Raw genomic sequence first — 17,417 nt, forward strand, 5'->3', positions numbered from 1 at the left:
CCCGCTGCCGCTGACCTAGTCCCGCGCGATCAAAATGCCCACGCTGAAACCGGAGTCAACCGCAGATTGCGGTCGAGTTGTATTCGGTTCTGGATAGTGGCCATCATAGCAGCCGCCGCTGTAGCCTCGGACTTAAAAACGACAAAACCCGCCAGACTGGGTCCAGCGGGCTCGGAACCGGCGGCGGGAAACCCGCCTGCCTCGGCTCTTGCTTGGCGGATCAAAGCGTCTTGCGGGCGATCCTCTCGATGTCACCACGGTTGATGCCGAGGTCGTTGAGCTCGCGGGCGTTCAGGCGGTTCAGTTCGCGCACGGTTTCATTGTACATGCGCCAGTTACGGAAAGCACGGATCGGGTTCATGGTAGTCCTCCATCGTTTCGATGCCGCTCAAATAGGCACCGCTGATGAAAAGTTGAACAGACGCTTTTGCATGGCGGCAATGCGTTTGTTGCATTGCGCAATTAAGGTTTTGTTCAGCTTGCTGCCGACCGTCAGCCGACATCGAGCACGATCTTGCCGATGTGGTCGCCGTCCTCCATCCGCTCATGCGCCCGCCACGCTTCCCTGAGCGGAAAGATCATGTCCATGACCGGTGCTACCTTGCGGGTGCCGAGCAGCGGCCACACCTGCGCCTCCAGCGCTGCGGCGATCGCCGCCTTGAATTCGACGGTGCGCGGCCGCAGCATCGAGCCGGTGTGGGTGAGCCGCTTGGCCATCATCTTCGAGAAGTCGGTGCTTGCCACCGCCCCGCTCTGCGTGGCGATCTGGACGATGCGGCCTTCCACCGCCGCGGCCTCGTAGTTTCGCGCCACATAGTCGCCGCCGACCATGTCGAGGATGACGTTGGCGCCCTTGCCGCCGGTCGCGTCCTTGACCGCCGCGACGAAGTCCTCCTCGCGGTAGTTGATCGCCCGGTCGGCGCCGAGCTTCAGACAGGCGTCACACTTCTCCTGGCTGCCGGCAGTGGTAATGACATGGGCGCCGAAGGCCGAGGCGAGCTGGATCGCCGTGGTGCCGATCCCGGACGAGCCGCCATGCACGAGCAGCGTCTCGCCGCTCTTTAGGGCGCCGCGTTCGAAGACATTATGCCAGACGGTGAAGTAGTTTTCCGGTACCGCCGCCGCTTCGGTGTGGGTAAAGCCGGCGGGCAGCGGCAGCACGCTGCCGGCATGGACCTTGACGTATTCGGCATAGCCGCCGCCGGGCGTCAGCGCGCAGACCCGGTCGCCGACGCGCCAGCGCGATATCTCGTCGCCAAGAGCGGCAACTTCGCCTGACGCTTCGAGGCCCGGCAGGTCCGACGCACCAGGCGGCGGCGGGTAGACGCCCTTGCGTTGCTGCACATCCGGCCGGTTGATACCGGCGGCGCGCACCCGGATCAGGATTTCGCCGGGACCGGGCACCGGCACGTCACGCGTTTCCGGTTTTAGCACCCGCGGTCCGCCGGGTTCCGAGATCGCGATGGCCGTCATCTTCGCCGGAATTCTGTCCTGTCCGCTCGCCATGAATTTTTTCCCGTCTCGCTTCGCCAGTTCTTGCCAGCTCTCGGTTTTCTTGCCGACTGTTTGCATCCATGCCCTTGCCCTATGTATGCTGATTGCCAAATCAGGCAAATGGCCACTGCAGCGCCGGGCGTGCGATTGGACGCGCCAAGGACGCTGTAGCCGTTTAATTTTGACGCATGAGCGAGGAGCGACGATGGCGATCTTCGACGACGAACCCAAAAAGAAAGCGCGCCCGCATGAGATCGGGCAGGATCTGTCGCTGCTTTCCGTCGATGAACTGTCCGAGCGGATCGGCATCTTGCGCGACGAGATCGCCCGGCTCGAAGCCGAGCTCAAGACCAAGAGCACCACCAAATCAGCGGCCGAGGCGCTGTTTCGCCGCGGATAGTTTCCAGAGCCGAAGCGCCCGCCGCCGAAAAGCTCGAATGCGACTGTCTTCAGACCCTCCCCAAATTCCAGCCGGATCAGCTAAATGTTCGCAAGCTACCGACCGATCCTTTCGCTGCTTCGCGGCACCGCTTTCCTGCTGGCGGCAACCGGACTGCACGGGCTGTTGTTGCCGCTGCGCGGCCAGTTGGAGGGTTTCTCGACCGCATCGCTCGGCCTGATGGGCACGGCCTGGGCCGGCGGCTTCGTCACCGGCTGCTTCTTTGCGCCGCGCCTGGTGCGCCGCGCCGGTCACGTACGCGCTTTTGGCGCCTTTGCGGCATCGGGAGCCATCGTCGCACTGCTCACCGGCCTGATCATCGACGAATATATCTGGATCCTGCTGCGCGCCTTCACCGGCTTCACCATGGCCGGCGCCTTCATGATCATCGAAAGCTGGCTCAACGAGAAGTCCACCAACGAGAACCGCGGCGCCGTCTTCGGCCTTTACATGATGGTCACCTATGCCTCGATCATGGGCGGCCAGATGATCGTTGCCGGCGGTGATGTGAAGTCGGCCTCGCTGTTCATGATCACCGGTATCCTGTTCTGCCTGTCGCTCATTCCGACCGCAGTGTCGACGGCTTCGCATCCCAAGCCGCTGCAGGACGTCTCGCTCGACGTCAAGGGGCTCTATGTCAATTCGCCGGTGTCGGCGATCGCCTGCGTTCTGATCGGCGTCGCCAACGGCGCCTGGGGCACGCTTGGCGCCGTCTATGGCGCCCGCATCGGCATTTCCACGGCGGAGATCGCGCTGATGATGAGCCTGGTGGTCGTCGCCGGCGCCGCCATGCAACTTCCGGCCGGGCGTCTCTCCGACAAGACCGACCGCCGCTTCGTGCTGGCGGGCCTGGCCTTCGGCGCGGCGCTGTTCGCCATCGCGCTGTTCCTGTTCGAGCCGCGCTCCGGCGTCTTCGTCATCGTCTGCACCGCCGCCTACGGGGCCTTTGCCTACACGCTCTATTCGATCGCCGTGGCCCATGCCAACGATCACGCCCGGGCGGAGGATTTCGTCAAAGTGTCCGGCGGCCTGCTGCTGCTCTATGGTTTCGGCACGATGATCGGGCCGCTGCTGGCCGCCGGCCTGATGGGCTGGATGCGTCCGGAAAGCCTGTTCCTTGCAACGGCCCTCGCGCATCTTTGTCTGGCAGGCTATACGCTGCTGCGCATCAGCCGGCGCGCACCGGTGCCAATCGAAGACCGCGACGCCTTCAAGACGCAACCGGCCGAGCGTTCGATCACCCCGGAAGCCTTGCGGCTCGATCCGCGCAGAAAGCCTGAAACCAACGGTTGAGATTCGGAAAACTTTGCCTCACAAATAGGGCATGATGTTTTCCGACGCCTTCATGGCGATTGCCGACCCCAACCGGCGCTATCTCTTGGAAGAGCTTCGGCGCGGCCCGAAGACTGTCAACGAACTGGCCGCCGGGTTGCCGGTCTCGCGCCCGGCGGTTTCGCAGCATCTGAAAGTGCTGCTCGACGCCGGGCTGGTCAACGCCAAGCCGGAAGGGACAAGGCGCGTCTATACGGTCAGCAGTGCCGGCTTCCTGAAGCTCAACATCTGGCTCGACCAGTTCTGGGAAGCCGAGCAGCTTGGCTCGCTCGGAAGCTGAGCTGCGCCGTCGCATCTTTGCCAGTAGACAGGCATGGCGAAGCTCCTCTGGGTCCAGGTGCTGGCGCTGAGCCGCACATTCTCATTGAAACAATGTCAGACACCGGCCTAAGCGTTCCAGCTTGGACGTTTCTGAACGGGGTCGAGCCAATGATGGACATTGACGAGCGAGTCCGGGATGTCGGCTCCGAAGAAGGCGCCAAGCCACGCTGCGACGCCGGCGGTGATGTCGGCGACGGAGTACTGGTCGCCCGCGATGAACGGGCGGCCATCGGCGATCTCGCGGTCAAGCCACGCCCACTTTGCCGGAACGGCTTCGCGCTGGGTTTCGGCGAAAGCCGGGAACTGCACAAGCCGCTCCGCAAACATGGGATCGGAATGCAGCGCAATGCTGCCGATCGTTCCGAAGATCTCGATCTCGGCGCGGCGGTTCCACATCTCGACCTTGCCTTGGCTGACCGCGTCCGAGCCGAACAGTGCCGGCGTTGGATGAAGCGCCTCCAGATAGCGGCAGATGGCGATGCTTTCGGTGATCACCGTCCCGCCATCGAGCACGAGCACGGGAATCTGGCCGAGTGAGTTGAGCTCAAGGAATTGCGGGGTTTTGTGCTCGCCTTTTGTCAGATCGACATCAACCCGCGGAACGTCGATGCCTTTCTCAGCCATGAAGATGCGGAGGCGGTAGGAATTCGGACCGATGCCGCAGTAGAGTTTCATCATATCCTCCCGATTCTGCTGGTCTTTGGCTCAGGCTGGGGCGCTCGCGCGCATTCCACCTGCAGGTTGTCGAGCATCTGGCTCCAGCCAGCCTGATGGTTTTTGGGCTGATCATGGCCGTCAAGAAAGGCGCCTTGCTCGGTCATCAGCAGCCGGCAGCCTGTGCCTTCTGGACTGAATTCAACCGTCAGCAGGCCGACAAACAGTCGCTGGCCGCTGCTGGTCATGCCACCAGCCGAGACGATGCGCTGGTCGCGCACGATGTCGAGGTAGCGCGTCTCGTTCACATAACTCTCGCCACCCTTGGGTCCGAAACGGCTGAGCGCAATGCCGCCCACCTGGAACTCGAAGCATTCAATGCTGCTTTCCCAACCCTCGCCGGGCGAGCCCCAGCGCTGCAATGCGGCGGGATCGGACCAAGCGGCGAACACCCGCGCCGGCGAAGCGTCGTAGCTGCGTTCGAGCACTATGGTCGAATGGATGACGGAGCGTTCGCTCATGTTGGCCTCCTCAGTTTCCTTCGGTTTCGTCTTTGGTTTCCGCAAGAAAGCCGCCGAGCCGGTCGAGCCGCTGTTCCCAACCCAGGCGCCGTTCGTTGATCCAGTGTTCGGCGGTCCTCAGCGCCCTCGGCTCGAGCTGGCAGGTGCGCACCCGGCCGAGCTTTTCGGTGCGGACGAGACCGCTCGCCTCGAGCACGTTCAGGTGCTGGACGACCGCCGACAGCGACATCGCCAGCGGCTCGGCCAACTGGCTGACCGATGCGGGGCCGCACGACAGCCGCTCCACCATGTGCCGCCGCGCCGGGTCGGCGAGCGCCTGGAACATCAGGTCGAGCTGGGCGGTATCGTGCAGCATCGGGCTCAACCGTTGTTGTAGGGAAAGTTTCAAATAGGGCTGCGCTTCTTCGATCACTCGGGCGACAGACGGCCGCAGCAGCAGCCGGTCGTGGTAGCGCGACTGTTCATTGCCGGCAGATGTGAACGGCGTTCCGTTTTCATAGTGCGATCAGCGGCTTCCAGCAGAAGGAGGCGAGCGGATGGAGATGCATCGTCAAGGACACTGCTTTGCTCGTTCCCTTGGTGGTTCGCCGCTGCATGGTTTACGGAGCTAAACACTGAAGCGATTACTTAACTATTGCCAATGGTGTGTCAAGGTCCAGCTCCGCGCTTACTTGGCTTGGCTATGGGCGACGATGGCATCAACGATCGTGGCCCAATCGTCGGGATGGAGTTCGTGGCCGCCGCCTTCAATGCGGACAAGCCTCGCGCCGGCAACTGCTTCGGCCAGAGCGGCGCCATGCTCGACCGGAAAGATCGGATCCGCGGTGCCGTGGATGACGAGGAGCGGAACCTTCAAGTCGTGCAGGCGACCCTTGCAATCCTCGCCGCCCCGATCTTCACCGCTCTCAAGCATGAAATGATTGGTCGCGCTTAGAAAACCGCCGGACCGGTCGTAGTCCTGTTCGACGAAGGCCCTCGTCCGCTTCCCGTCGAATGGATGCGCGGTGCCGGCGATCGCGTGCGCGTCCTTGACGATGTAGTCGATCACCTGGGCTCGGTCCGACCAGTCGACCTTCGCGCCTTCGGCCGAATGCTCCATATAGGCTTCGCTCGTCCCTGGCAGGTGCGAGGTGTCGATCCCGATTGGCGAAGTGCTGATCGCCGTTAGCGAGATGATCCGCGACGGATATTTCAACGCCACGAGTTGCGCGATCATGCCGCCCATCGACATGCCGACGACATGCGCTTTCGCGATGCCATGATTGTCGAGGACGCGAATGGCGTCGTCCACCATGTCGTCGAAAGTGTAAGGCGGTTCGCCCGGCGCATATTTGGTCGAACGGCCGGTATCGCGATTGTCATAGCGGATCACGAACAGGCCCTTGCCGGCCAGTTTCCGGCAGAACGCCTCAGGCCACCAAAGCATCGAAGCCATCGCGCCCATAATCAGCAGCATCGGCGGATGCGCGGGATCGCCAAACGTCTGCGACACGATTTCGGGCTCCGCTGCCTTGGTCATGGTCGCCGGCTCCTCTCTGCAAAACCGATTGCATTTCGCAATCAGTTGCACGATAATAAAACTGATATGATAATGCAACCAGTTTCTGTCGGAGATTCGCATGAGCATCGATCATCGTTCTGGGTGCCCGATCAACCTGTCGCTTGAGGTGTTCGGCGACCGGTGGAGCCTGATCATCCTCCGCGACATGATTTTCGGCGGCAAACGCCACTTTCGCGACTTGCTCAACGGGTCATTGGAACGCATCGCTTCCAACATCCTCGCCGATCGGCTGAAGCGACTGATGGAACTCGGCATGCTGACCAGGGCTGACGATCCCACCCACAAGCAGAAGGCGATCTACAGCCTGACCGAAATGGCGATAACGCTGGTGCCGATCCTGGCGCATCTCGGCGCCTGGGGTCGCGTCTGGCTGCCGGTCAGCGAGGAGCTCTCGATCCGCGCCGAGCTTCTGGAAAAGGGCGGCCCGCCGATGTGGGAAAAGTTCATGGACGAACTGCGCCACGAACATCTGGGCACGCCTTCCGACACGCCGCCGGATGCCACCGTGCGTGCGACGTTGCAGGCCGGATACGAGGCGGTTGTCGCCCGAAAGGCGGCGGGCGCCGGGTGCGATGCCGGCGCCTGACCAACTTATTTCCCCCATCGCAGGGCGGCTCTGCTATTAAAGCCGTTGAAAGCTATAATTTACGGGATTGGAAAAGCCCTTGGTTGAGAGCTCTAAGGATACTGCCCGCGCGCGGGCCGATTTGCGTTTCAAGAAGCAGGAAGAGGCAGCCACGGTTCGTCAGAAGGCGATGGCGGAATATGTCGCCGAGAGCGATGCCCGCCAGATAAAGACCAACAAGCTGAGGGCGCTCCGCCTTGCCAAGGAAGCAGAAGACCTCGCCAATGCGCCGGCTGCTCCGGTGAAGAAGCCGACACGCGCCAAGAAAAAATAGCGGTCCGGCGTGTCGGGCGGGCCTGTCCTGCCGTCGGCAGGTGATGACAACGAGGCGGCTGCTTCACCGCCTTTTATGCATGTCGTTACAGCAAAACCGCTGCGCACCCTCGTTCAAGCCCGAGGCATGCTTTGCGCGACATGCATTAGCTCATGGTTATGTCGCGGCTGGCTGCTCGCATCGATACTGAGAAGCCGGCCAGGACATCGACCAGTGCGATGACCATCAAAATGAAGAAAACCGAGTGCGCCGCGCCCTTCACCAGCAGGAACTCGACCAGGAACGCCACGAAGACGAAGGTCGACAACAGGTGGTCCATGATCGAGGCGCTCGTCGTGCGCGTCGATTTCAAGATTTCGACGAAGAAGAGAAGCAGCCCGATCAGCACGATCAGATCGCCGAGCGTCATCGAGAACACTCCGCCCGACATCATGCGGATCGAGAACATTTGGATTGCCCAAGGATCCTCGCCGCCGCCGAATATTCCCAGAAGCCCAAGATTATAGAGGACGAAGGGTACGATCAGCAGCGGGATGGCACCGAACATCAGAAGGCTCCGGTTGGACAGCCTTCTCTAGTATGCGCTCGGCGTTCGCCGTCAAGAATTTTCGCATGCGACCGCGAACACGGACAAAGACCGTGCGAAATAACAGTACCAGCCGGTACGGCTGCATCCGGTACGGCTGCTGGCATATTTGACAACAATTCGAGGGGCGATCATCTGCGCAAAACGCAGAAAGACCGGCGCGATGGCCGGTCCTTCGATAGTTCCAAACCGTCGAAAGCGTTCTCAGCTTTCCTTCGGCTCCAGAACCTGGCGACCGCGATACATGCCGGTCTTCAGGTCGATATGGTGCGGGCGGCGCATCTCGCCGGAATTCTTGTCCTCGACATAGGTCGGGGCCTTCAGCGCATCGGCCGAGCGGCGCATGCCGCGCTTCGACGGGGAGGTTTTTCGTTTCGGTACGGCCATGGATATGCTCCACTACATGGTCAAAATGCCCCGGCTGCCCTCGTGAAAGGGCCGCGTCAGGGCCGGAATCTGAGAAAGTCGGGTGCCTATACACGCCCTGCGCCGTTTTGGCCAGCGCCGTCGCGAATTTTTTTAAGCTATCGCAGACAGCCGACATAGGCGCCGGACCGACCCGCGCGCCGCTCGATCAGCGAGGCCAGCCGTCTCAGCCCCGGCCCGGGCTTCGCCGGGTTGCGGGCGATCGGGTTCGGCAGGGTGACGGCAAGCAGCGCCGCCTGGCGACGCGACAATCGTTTTGCCGAAACCCCGAAATGGTGCTGGGCGGCGGCCTCGATGCCATAGATGCCCGGCCCCCATTCGGCGATATTGAGATAGATTTCCATGATGCGCCGTTTCGACATCACCATGTCGAGATAGACAGCCAGCGGCAGCTCGACGACTTTCCGGACCGAGCCCAGCGGCCGCGACCACAGATAGAGGTTCTTGACGCTCTGCATGGTGATGGTCGAGGCGCCGCGCGTCATCTCGCCGGCCAGCGCGTCGTCGACGACGCCCCTCAACTCGCCGAGGTCGATGCCGCGATGGAAACAGAACTGCCCGTCCTCCGACATGATGACCGAATGCGCCAGCGCCGGCGCGACATCGTCGATCGAGACCCAGCGCCGGTCATAGCCGGAAAACGTCGCCAGATCCTTCAGCATCAGTGTCGATACCGGATGCACGAACGGCGGCAGGTACAGAAAGGTCAACACCACCGGCATCAGCGCCAGCACCACGGCGACGGAGATACCGCGCCGGACCCAGTGCCGAGGCCAGCGTTTGAGACCGATGCGATTGCCGCGTTTCGGCCTCACCATGTCCAGCCCTTCGGTTTCGTGATCGACGATCGGTTCCGCCAAGCCGCTCAATCCATGCTGCTCCCTGCCCCCGGCATAATGGCGCTTGGCTTCTTGCGCAACGTCTGAGTGTCGGCTACCCGTCCCCGGCATGGCGAAAGACGATCAAATACCGTTCGAGGCAGCGCTTCTCGCACGCACAGGGCCGATTGAGGCGCTGCTCAGGCGGCTGCTCGACGACCGCCCGCTTTCAGGCGAGATCGCGCGGCCGCAGCGTCTGATGGAGGCGATGCGCCACGGCGTGCTGAACGGCGGCAAGCGCCTGCGCCCTTTCCTGGTCATGGAAAGCGCCGCGCTGTTTTCCGCCGACGGCGAGGCGGCGCTGCGCGTGGCGGCGGCGCTCGAATGCGTGCATTGCTATTCGCTGATCCATGACGATCTGCCGGCCATGGACGACGACGATCTGCGCCGAGGCCAGCCGACCGTTCACAAGGCCTTCGACGAGGCGACCGCCATCCTCGCCGGCGACGCCTTGCTGGCGCTCGCCTTCGACATCATTGCCGACGAAGCGACAATGCTGCCGGCCGAACGGCGGGCGGCGCTGGTGCTAGCGCTGGCCCGCGCCGCCGGAGCCGGCGGCATGGTCGGCGGCCAGATGCTCGATCTCGAAGCCGAGCGTAACCGGCCGGAGGAAGCCGGCATCATCCGGCTTCAGGCGATGAAGACCGGCGCGTTGATCCGCTTCGCCTGCGAAGCGGGCGCAATTGTTGCCGGCGCGCCGGCGGCCGACCGTGAAAGAATGGCGGAATTCGGCTCGGCGATCGGGCTTGCCTTTCAACTTGCCGACGACCTGCTCGATCTGACGGCGGATGCGCGCCAGATGGGCAAGGCGACCGGCAAGGACGCAGCAGCCGGCAAGGCGACGCTGGTGGCGCTGCACGGCGCCAACTGGGCGCGGGACCAGCTTCAAGGCCTCGTCGACCAGGCCCACGCCTTGCTTTGTCCCTATGGCGAAGACGCCGTGCTTCTGAAGCAAGCAGCGGAATTCGTGGCGGCCCGCAACAGCTGACGCTGTTCCAAGCTGTACTCCCGCCCTATGGCGCGCCGTGCAGCCAGGGAGGGTTGGCGAACTGTTCCGCCAGGAAATCCACGAACACGCGCACGCGCGGCGACAGAATTCGGCCAGGCGGATAGACAGCGCAGATTGGCGCTCCGTCAGGATGATTGTATCCGGTGAGCAGCGCGGTCAGTCTGCCTGCCTCGATATCCGGCCCGACCAAGATCTCGGACATGCGGATGATGCCTATACCGGCGAGCGCCAGCCGGCGTAGCGCTTCGGTGCTGTTGGCCTCTATCGGGCTGCGGATACGCATGCTTTGCAGACCGTCCGGGCCATCGAACTCCCAGATATTGAGACCGCCGCGTGCTGTGACGCCAAGACAGATATGACCTTGAAGGTCGTCTGGCGTTATCGGCAGGCCATGTCTTTCGAGATATCGAGGTGATGCGCAAATGACACGGCGATTGGGCGCCAGCCGCCGCACCACCAGCCTGGAATCGCTGTGTGCGGCAACGCGCACGGCGACGTCGGTTTCCTCAGCCAACAGGTCGACAATCGCATCTGTGAACATCAGCTCGAGTTCGACGGCCGGGTAGCGATCGATGAAGGCCGGCAACATCGGCACGATCAAGCGATGGCCGAAGGCGCTCGGAAGACTGACGCGCAGCCGGCCGCGCGGTTCTGCTCCGGGTTGAACCGCGATTTCAGCCTCTTTGATGTCGTTCAGGATGCGGCGAGCGCTCTCGGCATAGGTGCTGCCTTCCGCCGTCAAGCTGATGCGCCGCGTCGAGCGCTGCAGCAAGCGCACGCCAAGGCGGGACTCAAGCCGACCGATGATTTTGCTGACGGCCGAAGGTGTCATCCGCAGCCGGCGTGCCGCTGCCGAGAAGTCGCCTTCCTCGACAACTGCCAGGAACACACCCATCGTCTCTTGCCGGTCGATGATATCTATTCCAATTCGTCACAGATGAACGGAAACTATCACCGATTATCGGCAGATGCGAACCATAATATGTTTTCCTCTTCAGCATGCAAAATGCTGGAGAGGAGGTGCCATGGGTGCAGAACACGTAAACCTGCGAGATGCTCACGACGTGCATCGGTGGGCACGTCGTCAGCGCAGCGCCGCAATTAGGCGGTGGTGTCTTTGGCTTATCCGTACGCTCAATCGGTCACGTCAAGGAATGGGAAAACGCTCAAGGCGAAGCAACGTCCGGGCTGGCGCAGCCGGCCGATCGGAATGATTTTTGGCGATGTTGGAGCGTATGGCTCGCCACGCCAGTTGCCGAGCCATTCTTCGACGACCAGCCCGGTCTGGTCCAGCATCGGCGCAAGGCTTTCCTTTGTCGGCACGGCGATTTTCGATTCGGCGCTGAGCACGCGTCCGCTGCCGGGCATTTCGTAACGGGTGGAGTAAGTGACGACACCGGTAGCGGGATTGTGGCGGAAATCGTTCGAAGTCCACGCCGCCTTCGTTCTCCCATATCATAGAACTGGACGAGGCCGGATCGTTGTAGAGACGGTCGGTCATGGTAAGCCTATAGCTGAAGCCGTGGACCAGCAGAATTCGTGGAATAAAAGCGCAGCTTCGATGGTTTGTCGGGAAAATCAGTCGGCACCCATCACCGATTCCGCACCACAATGCATGCACCGCCGACGCTTTGCAGTTTCCGACAGATGTTGTCGGCCTTGGCTTTGGAGTCGGCGCCGATGCGGACAGCATAGATCCCGCGCCTGCCGATCGGCGAGCGCACCCGGCTGACCACCGGATCATGGCCCTTAAGCAAGGCCGGAAACCGGCGCTTCACACCAGTCCATTGATTGAGCGCCGCGGCGCGGCGGAAATTGCCGGCCACCTGGACGCCCCACGGCTTGATGTTGATCGACGCCATGGCCACGGTTTGGGACTTGATGACCGGCAGTTTTCGGCAGGCGACCGCGAAGCTCGCTTTCTTGTCGAGCGGCTGGATGCTGCCGGCATAGGCGGTGTCGGTGAACCTGTCGGCCGGCTCGCCCATGATGTCCAGGACGTAGTTTTCGGTCTCCATCGGCAGGAAGCCGCCGGAACTCAGCCAGCGCGACACCCGGCTTTCGCCGGCATTGTAGGCGGCGGCGGCCAGGCCCAGATTGCCAAAGCCGGTTTTCATTTCGGCGAGATATTTTGCCGAGGCCGGAATGGCCTGCTCGATATCGAAGGAATTGGCGAGGCCGCGTATCTTGGCGGTGCCCGGCATGAACTGGGCAATGCCTTCGGCGCCGACCGGACTGACCGCATTGGGATCGAAGCGGCTTTCCTTCCAGATCAGCCGGGCAAAGAAATCCTTGGGCAGGCCGTTTTGATCGGCATGCGCCTCGATCAGGTTGCAAACCCGGTCGAGCAGCCGCTGCTTGGCAGGGCGCGGCGGATCGGCGTGGACGGCCGTCGCCCAGCCCAGCCCACCAAGTAAAACACCAAGCAAAATCGGCGTCGCCCAAGGGAAGCGCCGCATCGACCTACTCCGCCGCAGCCTTGCCAGGTTGCCTAAACCGCTGCTCGATATAGTCGGCGACCATTTTCTCGAAGTCGGCGGCGATCGAAGGGCCGCGCAGCGTCGCCGCCTTCCTGCCGTCGACGAATACCGGCGCCGTCGGCGTCTCGCCGGTGCCGGGCAGCGAAATGCCGATATCGGCATGCTTGGATTCACCCGGACCGTTGACGATGCAGCCCATCACCGCGACTTTGAGGTTTTCGACGCCGGGGTATTTTTCACGCCACACCGGCATGTTCTTGCGCAGATCCGCCTGGATATCCTGCGCGAGTTCCTGGAACACGGTAGAGGTGGTGCGGCCGCAACCGGGGCAGGCGGCGACGATCGGTACGAACTGCCGAAACCCCATGGTCTGCAGGAGTTCCTGCGACACTTGCACCTCGCGGGTGCGGTCGCCGTTCGGCTCCGGCGTCAGCGAGATGCGGATCGTGTCGCCAATGCCTTGCTGGAGAAGAATGCCCATCGCCGCGGATGAGGCGACGATGCCTTTCGAACCCATGCCGGCCTCTGTGAGGCCGAGATGCAGCGCGTGGTTGGAGCGGGTGGCAAGCTCGGTGTAGACCGCGATCAGATCCTGCACGCCGCTGACCTTGGCCGACAGGATGATCTTCTCGCGGCCAAGGCCGATCTCCTCGGCCATTCCGGCCGACAGGATCGCCGACTGCACGATCGCCTCGCGCGTTACCTCCTGCGCGGTCAGCGGAAAGCCCTGGCGCTGGTTGTCGTCCATCAGCCTGGTCAAAAGCTCCTGGTCGAGCGAACCCCAGTTGACGCCGATGCGCACCGGCTTGTCGTACCGGATCGCCATCTCGACGATCGCCGCGAACTGCCGGTCCTTCTTGTCCTTGAAGCCGACATTGCCGGGATTGATGCGGTATTTGGCCAGCGCCTCGGCGCAAGCCGGGTGGTCGGCGAGCAGCTTGTGGCCGATATAGTGGAAATCGCCGACCAGCGGCACATTGATGCCGAGCCGTTCGAGCCGCTCGCGGATGGCGGGCACGGCGGCGGCACTCTCGTCGCGGTCGACGGTGATGCGCACGATCTCGGAGCCGGCGCGATGCAGCGCGGCAACTTGAGCGACTGTCTGGTCGACATCGGCGGTGTCGGTGTTGGTCATCGACTGAACGACGACAGGGGCGCCCCCGCCGACCATCACGCCGCCGACGTCGACACCGACAGACGTGCGGCGCGAGAAGGGTGAAGAAAAATATCCGGTCATGGCCGGCTGCCCTTTGTTAGCGCCGAATTCCGGAATCGGTTTCCGGAAACAATCTGCGCAAAAATCAAAATACAGCGTCCATTGCGCGTCCGAAAGGAGGCGCGGCGCTATAGAAGGTCCCGGCATGAGGTGGAGGAGCAAAGATGGCTTGTCAATGGCGATAGGCAGGCAAACCTGTCAAATCGAACCGCCGGACAAACAGGGAAACGCTCCGGCGGCATTGGTTGCCACCGGAGAAGATGGTCGGGCAAAGCGCGCACTGTTCCCTGCATGAACCCGAAACCGAAAGGATTTTCGGAAAGGACCATGCGCCGAAATCAGAAGCACGACAGCGCCCTTTGCGCGTCCAAAGGACGCGCAGCGCCGTAGATGAGCGTCAGTGCGTGGTGGGTTTCGGCTTCGCCTTCAATTTCTCAATCTCGTCCTTGAGCGCCAGCTTGCGCCGCTTGAGATTCACGATTTCGAGGTCGTCGACCGATGGATGGTTCATCGCATCATCGATTTCGCGTTCGATGTCGCCGTGTTTCCGCTGCAGCTCATCAAGATGGGATGCAAGAGACATGATTGGTTCTCCCTTTCATGGTTTCCTCGATTGCAGCCGTCAAGGCGCGTCCCACCGCAATTTCGCTTCTGTGACGGCATAATGACAGTGTGCCACTATCGGGCACCGATGTCGAATGCTGCGTGGTAGCATTCCACGACAATACGAAATGTGGTATTGGCTGCGCGCCGGTGCAAGATACCTCCGGCCTCGCCCAATCAGGCCCATTTTTGGGCGCCGCAGACGTGCAGACGGTAAATAATGTCCGAACAGGAACAGGCCGATATCCGCCTCGAATATTCTCGGCTAAAGCAAGAACACGCCGATTTCGACGCGGCGATCAACGCGATGATCGCCATGGGCTGCGACCCTCTGCAGATCCAGCGCATGAAGAAGAAAAAGCTCTTCCTGAAAGACCGGCTGATGGCGCTGGAAGACCGGATCATCCCCGACATCATCGCGTGAGCGAATCCCACTTACGGTCGCGACAAATCCTGCTCATCCCGTGATCGAAAGCCTCGCGGCGCGTTCGCGCAGCAGGGCGATGAGATCGCCGGTCTTTTCCTCGGAAGTGTCGATGGGAACCACCAGGCATATCGTCGCCTCGACCTTGCCGGCAGCTGAAAAGACCGGCGCGGCAAGGCACTTTGTATAGGCGTCGACAAGACCGGAAGTCACACAGTAGCCGGCAGCCCCGGCCGTAGCGATATCTTCTATGAAGTCGTACAGCAGCAATCTGCGGCCATCCGGCAGGACGAGATCGTCTTCGGACACCATGTCTTCGATAACAGCCCGTTCGAAACCGGCGAGAAGCAACCGCCCGGAAGCGGTCCAGGGAAGCGGTATCTGCAGACCCGTGGCCGAACTGATCCGGAACGGCCTGGTGCCCGGGCTTGAATGGACAATCGTGTAGCGGCCGCTTTGCAGCATGCACAATTCGGAGGTCTCGCCTGTCTCGCGCGAAAGATCGTCGACTTCCTGACGCCCTCTCCTGAGCAGGTCGTTGCCGCGCACATAGTCCATTCCGTAGAGATAAAGCTTCTTCCCGAAATAGACGCGATTGCCGTCGCCGGCCATTTCCAGCAGGCCCGCATCCACGAGCGAGCGCACAAGCGTGTAGATCGTCGAGCGCGGCGCATTCACTCCCTTGGCGAGATCGCCAATCCCGATCGCTCGCTGGTTCGCATGAAGAAACTCCAGGATATGGAGCACGCGGTTGAGACCCTTCTCGCGGGAGCCCGCAATCCTGTCTTCGTCCGGACCAGCGTCCGGCCGAACTGCCAAGCCATTGCCATCTTGCATTGCTGATTCCTGGTGTTAGTATCTGTCTCGTACAGGATACATGTGTCTTTTGTAAGAGACAATCCAGCAGATTACCGATGCATGTATCGGCAAAGGGGAACACAACACGAAAAGGAGGTCGCCGTGAACGACACATCCAAAAGACGTGATTTTCTGAAACTGGCCGGGCTTGCAACGGCCGGAGTGGTGGGCGCAGCGACAACAGTCGATGTTCAGAAGGCGGCGGCGCAGGCGGCACCGGACAGCCTGCTGCGCACCGTTCTCGATCGCGGCAAGGTGATCGTCGGCACCGGCAGCACCAACGCGCCCTGGCACTTTGAAAACGATGCCGGCGAACTGGTCGGCATGGACATCACCATGGGGCGCATTCTTGCCAAGGGACTTTTCGACGATACGACCAAGGTCGAGTTCGTCATGCAGGATCCGGCCCAGCGCATTCCGAACGTGACCACCAACAAGGTCGACATTTCGATCCAGTTCATGACCATGACCGCCCAGCGCTCGCAGCTGATCCACTTCTCCCGGCCCTATTACGTCGAAGGCATCGCCTTGCTGACCCTTCCGAACGCCGAAAACAAGACCTTCGACAAGCTGCTTGCCGGCGGTTCGGCGACGCGGGTTTCCATTCTGCAGAATGTCGATGCCGAGGCAAATGTGCACATCGTCCTGCCGGAGTCGCAGGTGATGCAGATAGACACGCAGGCCAACGTGCTGCAGGCACTGGAATCGAAACGCGTCGACGCCGCCGCCGTCGATCTGTCGACGGTTCGATGGCTCGCCTCGCGCAATCCGGACAAATACTTCGATGCCGGCAAGAGCTGGTTCTCGATGCTTTACGGCGCCGCGCTTCGGCAAGGCGACCCCGACTGGCTGACCTTCGTCAACACGACCTTCACCACCGCCATGTTCGGCCATGAGACGGCGCTCTACGACGCTGCATTCAAGGACTATTTTGGACAGGAGCCGCCGGCGCGCCATCCCGGCTTCCCGGTCATCTGATGCAAGCAGGCGGAAGGGCTTGCGCCCTTCCGCGGCTTATCGTCGACAGCCCTCGATAATGACAGGGACACATGGGTTATACCCTGAACTTCAACCTGATCTGGCGGCATTTCGACAAGCTTTGGGGCGGGCTGCTGCTCAGCCTCGAGCTGGCCGTGATCTCCATCGCGATCGGCATCCTCATCGGACTGCTTCTGGCGGTCTGGTACGTGTCGGCCGGGCGTGCGGTGCGGACCGTCATCGCCGCCTATGTCGAGTTCATCCGCAACGTGCCGCTGATCCTGCTCGTCTATCTCGTCTTCTACGGCCTGCCGACGGTGGTCGACATCGCCTACAGCGCGCAGACCTCGTTCATCGCCACGCTGTCGCTCTATAGCGGCGCTTATCTGGTCGAGGTGTTCCGCTCGGGGCTCGAAGCGGTTCCGCGCGGACAGCTCGACGCCGGCAAGGCGATCGGCCTGACGCCATGGCAAAGGCTGGTCCATGTGCGCCTGCCGACGATGCTGCGCATAACGCTGCCCGCGCTTTCCAACACGTTCCTGTCGCTGTTCAAGGACACGTCCGTTGCGTCGGTCATTTCGGTGCCCGAACTCACCTACGGCGCCCAGTGGATCAACTTCAACACCTTCCGCATCGTCGAGGTCTACCTTGTGGTGACGGCGATGTATCTCTTGACCGGCTACGCGCTTCTTTTTGCACTTCGGCTTGTCGAGCGCCGGTTCAGGGCGGCGCACTAGG

General features: G+C 61.9%; 24 protein-coding genes and 1 pseudogene. 9 read left to right on the top strand and 16 right to left on the bottom strand.

Annotated features, from left to right (window positions below; genetic code table 11):
* Positions 1-220: 220 nt before the first annotated feature.
* On the bottom strand, positions 221-361 hold the full coding sequence (locus tag AC0L2C_RS17710; protein ID WP_023797054.1) for a DUF1127 domain-containing protein: 141 nt from the start codon (positions 359-361) through the stop codon (positions 221-223).
* Positions 362-492: 131 nt separating this feature from the next.
* Entirely contained in the window at positions 493-1,506 is a 1,014-nt protein-coding gene (locus AC0L2C_RS17715) for an NAD(P)H-quinone oxidoreductase (RefSeq protein ID WP_473524007.1), read from the bottom strand.
* Positions 1,507-1,699: 193 nt separating this feature from the next.
* On the opposite strand from AC0L2C_RS17715, the gene AC0L2C_RS17720 reads away from it, so the two are divergent.
* The 3 genes from AC0L2C_RS17720 (at position 1,700) to AC0L2C_RS17730 (ending at position 3,545) form a co-directional block, all read left to right on the top strand.
* A complete protein-coding gene (locus AC0L2C_RS17720) occupies positions 1,700-1,894 on the top strand; it encodes a DUF1192 domain-containing protein (RefSeq protein ID WP_023797052.1) in 195 nt (64 codons plus the stop codon).
* A gap of 84 nt (positions 1,895-1,978) precedes the next feature.
* Positions 1,979-3,226, top strand: a complete 1,248-nt coding sequence (locus AC0L2C_RS17725) for an MFS transporter (protein WP_023797051.1) — start codon at positions 1,979-1,981, stop codon at positions 3,224-3,226.
* 31 nt (positions 3,227-3,257) lie between these two features.
* Entirely contained in the window at positions 3,258-3,545 is a 288-nt protein-coding gene (locus AC0L2C_RS17730; protein WP_128246001.1) for an ArsR/SmtB family transcription factor, read from the top strand.
* Between the two features lie 107 nt (positions 3,546-3,652).
* Here the strand turns inward: AC0L2C_RS17730 and AC0L2C_RS17735 are convergent, their stop codons facing one another.
* The 5 genes and pseudogenes from AC0L2C_RS17735 to AC0L2C_RS17755 all read right to left on the bottom strand — a co-directional run bounded on the left by AC0L2C_RS17735 (position 3,653) and on the right by AC0L2C_RS17755 (position 6,280).
* A complete protein-coding gene (locus AC0L2C_RS17735; protein WP_473524008.1) occupies positions 3,653-4,261 on the bottom strand; it encodes a glutathione S-transferase family protein in 609 nt (202 codons plus the stop codon).
* Positions 4,261-4,761 carry an SRPBCC family protein gene (locus tag AC0L2C_RS17740; protein ID WP_128245999.1) on the bottom strand — a complete coding sequence of 167 codons (501 nt, stop codon included), beginning with the start codon at positions 4,759-4,761 and terminating at the stop codon, positions 4,261-4,263. Before AC0L2C_RS17740 ends, AC0L2C_RS17735 begins: the two co-directional genes overlap by 1 nt.
* Before the next feature lie 10 nt (positions 4,762-4,771).
* A complete protein-coding gene (locus tag AC0L2C_RS17745) occupies positions 4,772-5,116 on the bottom strand; it encodes an ArsR/SmtB family transcription factor (RefSeq protein WP_023797047.1) in 345 nt (114 codons plus the stop codon).
* A gap of 96 nt (positions 5,117-5,212) precedes the next feature.
* Positions 5,213-5,321: pseudogene (locus AC0L2C_RS17750) on the bottom strand (glutathione S-transferase family protein); the annotation flags it as partial.
* A 107-nt stretch (positions 5,322-5,428) separates the two neighbouring features.
* Positions 5,429-6,280 carry an alpha/beta fold hydrolase gene (locus AC0L2C_RS17755; RefSeq protein ID WP_287238277.1) on the bottom strand — a complete coding sequence of 284 codons (852 nt, stop codon included), beginning with the start codon at positions 6,278-6,280 and terminating at the stop codon, positions 5,429-5,431.
* Positions 6,281-6,380: 100 nt separating this feature from the next.
* Between AC0L2C_RS17755 and AC0L2C_RS17760 the strand changes: the two genes are divergently transcribed.
* Together AC0L2C_RS17760 and AC0L2C_RS17765 are read left to right on the top strand one after the other, a co-directional pair.
* Positions 6,381-6,908, top strand: a complete 528-nt coding sequence (locus tag AC0L2C_RS17760; RefSeq protein ID WP_091593309.1) for a winged helix-turn-helix transcriptional regulator — start codon at positions 6,381-6,383, stop codon at positions 6,906-6,908.
* Between the two features lie 79 nt (positions 6,909-6,987).
* A complete protein-coding gene (locus AC0L2C_RS17765) occupies positions 6,988-7,221 on the top strand; it encodes a hypothetical protein (protein WP_473524009.1) in 234 nt (77 codons plus the stop codon).
* A gap of 145 nt (positions 7,222-7,366) precedes the next feature.
* Here the strand turns inward: AC0L2C_RS17765 and AC0L2C_RS17770 are convergent, their stop codons facing one another.
* The 3 genes from AC0L2C_RS17770 to AC0L2C_RS17780 all read right to left on the bottom strand — a co-directional run bounded on the left by AC0L2C_RS17770 (position 7,367) and on the right by AC0L2C_RS17780 (position 9,102).
* Entirely contained in the window at positions 7,367-7,768 is a 402-nt protein-coding gene (locus AC0L2C_RS17770; protein ID WP_287238278.1) for a hypothetical protein, read from the bottom strand.
* A gap of 243 nt (positions 7,769-8,011) precedes the next feature.
* Positions 8,012-8,194 carry a 50S ribosomal protein L32 gene (gene rpmF / locus AC0L2C_RS17775; RefSeq protein ID WP_006203806.1) on the bottom strand — a complete coding sequence of 61 codons (183 nt, stop codon included), beginning with the start codon at positions 8,192-8,194 and terminating at the stop codon, positions 8,012-8,014.
* Between the two features lie 137 nt (positions 8,195-8,331).
* A complete protein-coding gene (locus AC0L2C_RS17780) occupies positions 8,332-9,102 on the bottom strand; it encodes a biosynthetic peptidoglycan transglycosylase (RefSeq protein WP_128245997.1) in 771 nt (256 codons plus the stop codon).
* Positions 9,103-9,181: 79 nt separating this feature from the next.
* On the opposite strand from AC0L2C_RS17780, the gene AC0L2C_RS17785 reads away from it, so the two are divergent.
* Complete coding sequence (locus tag AC0L2C_RS17785; RefSeq protein WP_128245996.1) at positions 9,182-10,099, top strand: polyprenyl synthetase family protein; 918 nt, start codon at positions 9,182-9,184, stop codon at positions 10,097-10,099.
* A 25-nt stretch (positions 10,100-10,124) separates the two neighbouring features.
* Here AC0L2C_RS17785 and AC0L2C_RS17790 read toward each other — a convergent pair whose 3' ends face one another.
* The 5 genes from AC0L2C_RS17790 to AC0L2C_RS17810 all read right to left on the bottom strand — a co-directional run bounded on the left by AC0L2C_RS17790 (position 10,125) and on the right by AC0L2C_RS17810 (position 14,399).
* Positions 10,125-11,015 (bottom strand): LysR family transcriptional regulator, encoded by an 891-nt coding sequence (locus tag AC0L2C_RS17790; protein WP_287238279.1) that lies wholly within the window; start codon positions 11,013-11,015, stop codon positions 10,125-10,127.
* A gap of 239 nt (positions 11,016-11,254) precedes the next feature.
* Positions 11,255-11,416, bottom strand: a complete 162-nt coding sequence (locus tag AC0L2C_RS17795; protein WP_473524010.1) for a hypothetical protein — start codon at positions 11,414-11,416, stop codon at positions 11,255-11,257.
* Positions 11,417-11,712: 296 nt separating this feature from the next.
* Positions 11,713-12,579, bottom strand: a complete 867-nt coding sequence (locus tag AC0L2C_RS17800) for a lytic transglycosylase domain-containing protein (protein WP_128170589.1) — start codon at positions 12,577-12,579, stop codon at positions 11,713-11,715.
* Positions 12,580-12,583: 4 nt separating this feature from the next.
* Positions 12,584-13,837: a flavodoxin-dependent (E)-4-hydroxy-3-methylbut-2-enyl-diphosphate synthase gene (gene ispG, locus AC0L2C_RS17805; RefSeq protein WP_128245993.1), complete on the bottom strand. Its 1,254-nt coding sequence runs from the start codon at positions 13,835-13,837 to the stop codon at positions 12,584-12,586.
* A 376-nt stretch (positions 13,838-14,213) separates the two neighbouring features.
* Positions 14,214-14,399 (bottom strand): YdcH family protein, encoded by a 186-nt coding sequence (locus AC0L2C_RS17810; RefSeq protein ID WP_023797036.1) that lies wholly within the window; start codon positions 14,397-14,399, stop codon positions 14,214-14,216.
* 240 nt (positions 14,400-14,639) lie between these two features.
* Between AC0L2C_RS17810 and AC0L2C_RS17815 the strand changes: the two genes are divergently transcribed.
* The gene (locus AC0L2C_RS17815) at positions 14,640-14,843 is read left to right on the top strand and encodes a YdcH family protein (RefSeq protein ID WP_023797035.1); all 204 of its coding nucleotides are present in this window, start codon (positions 14,640-14,642) and stop codon (positions 14,841-14,843) included.
* A gap of 33 nt (positions 14,844-14,876) precedes the next feature.
* On the opposite strand, the gene AC0L2C_RS17820 is transcribed toward AC0L2C_RS17815, so the two are convergent.
* Positions 14,877-15,680, bottom strand: a complete 804-nt coding sequence (locus AC0L2C_RS17820) for an IclR family transcriptional regulator (protein WP_023797034.1) — start codon at positions 15,678-15,680, stop codon at positions 14,877-14,879.
* Between the two features lie 123 nt (positions 15,681-15,803).
* Here AC0L2C_RS17820 and AC0L2C_RS17825 point away from each other — a divergent pair, with 123 nt between their 5' ends.
* Complete coding sequence (locus AC0L2C_RS17825) at positions 15,804-16,679, top strand: transporter substrate-binding domain-containing protein (protein WP_031254072.1); 876 nt, start codon at positions 15,804-15,806, stop codon at positions 16,677-16,679.
* 71 nt (positions 16,680-16,750) lie between these two features.
* Positions 16,751-17,416 carry an amino acid ABC transporter permease gene (locus AC0L2C_RS17830; RefSeq protein ID WP_023797032.1) on the top strand — a complete coding sequence of 222 codons (666 nt, stop codon included), beginning with the start codon at positions 16,751-16,753 and terminating at the stop codon, positions 17,414-17,416.
* The last annotated feature ends 1 nt before the right edge of the window (position 17,417 follow it).

The sequence above is a fragment of the Mesorhizobium sp. WSM4845 genome, from assembly GCF_055811455.1.

Coding starts and splice junctions, on each gene's coding strand:
- AC0L2C_RS17710 (WP_023797054.1), bottom strand. CDS start 361: ATGAACCCGATCCGTGCTTTCCGTAACTGGCGCATGTACAATGAAACC.
- AC0L2C_RS17715 (WP_473524007.1), bottom strand. CDS start 1,506: ATGGCGAGCGGACAGGACAGAATTCCGGCGAAGATGACGGCCATCGCG.
- AC0L2C_RS17720 (WP_023797052.1), top strand. CDS start 1,700: ATGGCGATCTTCGACGACGAACCCAAAAAGAAAGCGCGCCCGCATGAG.
- AC0L2C_RS17725 (WP_023797051.1), top strand. CDS start 1,979: ATGTTCGCAAGCTACCGACCGATCCTTTCGCTGCTTCGCGGCACCGCT.
- AC0L2C_RS17730 (WP_128246001.1), top strand. CDS start 3,258: ATGATGTTTTCCGACGCCTTCATGGCGATTGCCGACCCCAACCGGCGC.
- AC0L2C_RS17735 (WP_473524008.1), bottom strand. CDS start 4,261: ATGAAACTCTACTGCGGCATCGGTCCGAATTCCTACCGCCTCCGCATC.
- AC0L2C_RS17740 (WP_128245999.1), bottom strand. CDS start 4,761: ATGAGCGAACGCTCCGTCATCCATTCGACCATAGTGCTCGAACGCAGC.
- AC0L2C_RS17745 (WP_023797047.1), bottom strand. CDS start 5,116: ATGCTGCACGATACCGCCCAGCTCGACCTGATGTTCCAGGCGCTCGCC.
- AC0L2C_RS17755 (WP_287238277.1), bottom strand. CDS start 6,280: ATGACCAAGGCAGCGGAGCCCGAAATCGTGTCGCAGACGTTTGGCGAT.
- AC0L2C_RS17760 (WP_091593309.1), top strand. CDS start 6,381: ATGAGCATCGATCATCGTTCTGGGTGCCCGATCAACCTGTCGCTTGAG.
- AC0L2C_RS17770 (WP_287238278.1), bottom strand. CDS start 7,768: ATGTTCGGTGCCATCCCGCTGCTGATCGTACCCTTCGTCCTCTATAAT.
- rpmF (WP_006203806.1), bottom strand. CDS start 8,194: ATGGCCGTACCGAAACGAAAAACCTCCCCGTCGAAGCGCGGCATGCGC.
- AC0L2C_RS17785 (WP_128245996.1), top strand. CDS start 9,182: ATGGCGAAAGACGATCAAATACCGTTCGAGGCAGCGCTTCTCGCACGC.
- AC0L2C_RS17790 (WP_287238279.1), bottom strand. CDS start 11,015: ATGGGTGTGTTCCTGGCAGTTGTCGAGGAAGGCGACTTCTCGGCAGCG.
- AC0L2C_RS17795 (WP_473524010.1), bottom strand. CDS start 11,416: ATGCTGGACCAGACCGGGCTGGTCGTCGAAGAATGGCTCGGCAACTGG.
- AC0L2C_RS17800 (WP_128170589.1), bottom strand. CDS start 12,579: ATGCGGCGCTTCCCTTGGGCGACGCCGATTTTGCTTGGTGTTTTACTT.
- ispG (WP_128245993.1), bottom strand. CDS start 13,837: ATGACCGGATATTTTTCTTCACCCTTCTCGCGCCGCACGTCTGTCGGT.
- AC0L2C_RS17810 (WP_023797036.1), bottom strand. CDS start 14,399: ATGTCTCTTGCATCCCATCTTGATGAGCTGCAGCGGAAACACGGCGAC.
- AC0L2C_RS17815 (WP_023797035.1), top strand. CDS start 14,640: ATGTCCGAACAGGAACAGGCCGATATCCGCCTCGAATATTCTCGGCTA.
- AC0L2C_RS17820 (WP_023797034.1), bottom strand. CDS start 15,680: ATGCAAGATGGCAATGGCTTGGCAGTTCGGCCGGACGCTGGTCCGGAC.
- AC0L2C_RS17830 (WP_023797032.1), top strand. CDS start 16,751: ATGGGTTATACCCTGAACTTCAACCTGATCTGGCGGCATTTCGACAAG.